The following is a 2,909-nucleotide window of genomic DNA, read 5'->3' on the forward strand; positions in this document are numbered from 1 at the left end:
CACCAGGTGAATGCGGGCGCGCTACACCTCGGCGGCCGAGACGAGACACCCGCCAAGCCAGCACCGGCACCGGCACCGGCACCGGCACCGGCACCCGGAACGAACCGTTGCCGCCCCCTCCCCCCGCCCGCTACGCGTCCGCGTACTTCGCGTCGGCCGCCGGGTCCAGGGCCAGGCGGTAGCCCCGCTTGACCACCGTCTGGATCAGCTTCGGGGCGCCGAGGGCCGTACGGAGGCGGGCCATCGCCGTCTCGACCGCGTGCTCGTCGCGGCCCGCGCCGGGCAGGGCCCGCAGGAGTTCCGCCCGGGAGACCACCCACCCGGGCCGCCGGGACAGCGCCCGCAGCAACGACATCCCCGCGGGCGGCACCGGCCGCAGCACCCCGTCGACCAGCACCGCGTGGCCCCGGATCTCCACCCGGTGGCCGGCGATGGGCAGCGAACGGGCCCGTCCGGGCAGCTCCTGGCACAGCAGCTGCACGAGCGGTCCGAGCCGGAAGCGCTCGGGCGAGACGGTGTCCACTCCCCGTGCCTGCAAGGGCAACGCGGTCACCGGACCGACACACGCCGGCAGCACGTCGTGGTTGAGCGCGGCGAGCAGCTCGGGCAGCAGCCCCCGGTCCTCGGCGCGGGACAGCAGCGAGGCCGCGGCGGGCGCGCTCGTGAAGGTCAGCGCGTCCAGCCCCCGGGAGACCGTCGCGTCCAGCAGCCGGTCCACCGGCCCGATGTCCTCCGGCGGCATCCACCGGTACACCGGCACACCCACGACCTCCGCTCCCCCGGCCCGGAGCGCCTCCACGAACCCGGGCAGCGGCTCCCCGTGCAGCTGGATGGCGACCCGGCGGCCCTCGACGCCCTCCTCCAGCAGCCGGTCCAGCACCTCGGCCATCGACTCGGACGACGGTGACCAGTCCTCCGTCAGCCCGGCGGCCCGTACCGACCCCTTCACCTTCGGCCCGCGCGCGAGCAGTTCGACCTCGCGCAGCCGGTCCAGGAGCGCCTCGCCGAGCCCCCACCCGTCGGCGGCCTCGACCCACCCCCGGAAACCGATGGCCGTGGTGGCCACCACCACGTCCGGTGCCTGGTCGATCAGGTCCTTCGTCGCCGCGAGCAGCTCGCTGTCGTCGGAGAGGGGCACGATCCGCAGGGCGGGCGCATGCAGGACCGCGGCCCCGCGGCGCTGGAGCAGCGCACCGAGTTCGTCAGCCCGGCGGGCGGCCGTGACTCCCACGGTGAACCCCGCGAGGGGGCCGTGTCGCTCTGGTTCCTGCTGTTGCTCGTACATGGCTCTCGTCCCGCACTCGAGTCGTCCTACACAGTCGTACGTGAGGCGTACGTGGGTCGTACGTGGTCGTACGTGGGTCGTCCCTACATGCCGACCGAGCCTGTCAACGGCTCGTGACAGGCTCGGTTCCGGTTCATGTCGCCAGTGTTACGTCACACCTCGGCGTAGCTGAGCTGCGGCTTCGCCTCTGCGGCGGTCGCGGCCCGGCCCTGGACAGCCGTACGGCGAAGGTATACGGCCCAGGTGACCCCGAAGCAGGCCGCGTAGAAGGCGAGGAAGGCGACGAACGCGCCGGTGCCGGAGCCGTAGGAGAGGAAGGACTGGCGGAAGGCGAGGTTGATGCCGACACCGCCGAGCGCGCCCACCGCGCCGATGAGACCCATGGAGGCACCGGAGAGACGGCGTCCGTAGGCGGCCGCCTCTTCCCCTTCGAGCCCCTTGCCGAGGGCCTTGGCGTGGAAGATGCCGGGGATCATCTTGAAGGTCGAGCCGTTGCCGATGCCGGTGAGGACGAACAGCACCACGAACGCGACGGTGAACAGGGCCAGCGACTTCTCCATGCTGGCGGCGATGAGGACGGCGGTCGCCGCACCCATCGCGACGTAGTTCCACAGCGTGATCTTCGCGCCGCCGTACTTGTCGGCCAGCGCGCCGCCCACCGGACGGATCAGCGAGCCGAGCAGCGGGCCGATGAAGGTGACGTACGCGGCCTCCAGCGGGGTGCGGCCGAACTGGTTCGTCAGCACCTGCCCGAAGGCGAAGCTGTAGCCGATGAACGAGCCGAAAGTGCCGATGTAGAGGAAGGACATGATCCAGGTGTGGCCGTCCCGGGCGGCGTCCTTCGCGGCGCCGGTGTCGTTCTTCACGTTCTCGATGTTGTCCATGAAGAGCGCGGCGAGGACAGCGGCCACGACGATGAGCGGGATGTAGATCCCGAGCAGCACCCGGGGCCCGCCGCTGGCACCGATGATCGCGAGGGCGGCCAGCTGGATGACCGGGACGCCGATGTTGCCGCCGCCGGCGTTGAGTCCGAGGGCCCACCCCTTCTTGCGGAGGGGGAAGAAGGCGTTGATGTTGGTCATGGACGACGCGAAGTTGCCGCCTCCGATACCGGCCAGCAGACCGACGAGGAGGAAGGTGTTGAACGAGGTCCCCGGCTCCATCACGGTGAACGCGGCGATGGTCGGGACGAGGAGCAGGCTGGCCGAGATGATCGTCCAGTTGCGCCCGCCGAAGATCGCGACGGCGAAGGTGTAGGGGACGCGGACGACGGCCCCGACGAGCGTGACCATGGACGTCAGCAGGAACTTGTCCGCGGGGGTCAGCCCGTACTCCGGTCCCATGAAGAGCACCAGCACGGACCACAGGGTCCAGATCGAGAACCCGATGTGCTCGGAGAGGACGGAGAAGAGCAGGTTCCGCTTGGCGACCTTCTCGCCGCCCTCCTTCCAGAAGGTCTCGTTCTCCGGATCCCAGTGCTGGATCCAGCGACCGCCCCTGCTCGGGGGTGCGGGGGCTGTACTAGGGGCTGTCATGACGCCTCCACGGTGCGACGGGGCTCGGGTCCTGCTGTGACTGACTGAGCCCGAAGGTAGGGAGAGCGCGTTTCCTGCCTGTGTTTCGC

General features: G+C 70.7%; 2 protein-coding genes. Both read right to left on the reverse strand.

The genetic code is table 11. The features are described 5' to 3' along the window. Positions 1-130: 130 nt before the first annotated feature. Positions 131-1,285, reverse strand: coding sequence for a uroporphyrinogen-III synthase (locus tag EHS43_RS41670; RefSeq protein ID WP_125195695.1), 1,155 nt, complete (start codon positions 1,283-1,285; stop codon positions 131-133). 152 nt (positions 1,286-1,437) lie between these two features. After that, positions 1,438-2,820: a NarK/NasA family nitrate transporter gene (locus tag EHS43_RS41675; RefSeq protein WP_125195696.1), complete on the reverse strand. Its 1,383-nt coding sequence runs from the start codon at positions 2,818-2,820 to the stop codon at positions 1,438-1,440. Between the last annotated feature and the right edge of the window lie 89 nt (positions 2,821-2,909).

Origin of the sequence: Streptomyces sp. RP5T, from assembly GCF_003933965.1 — a bacterium.
Taxonomy (GTDB): Bacteria; Actinomycetota; Actinomycetes; order Streptomycetales; family Streptomycetaceae; genus Streptomyces.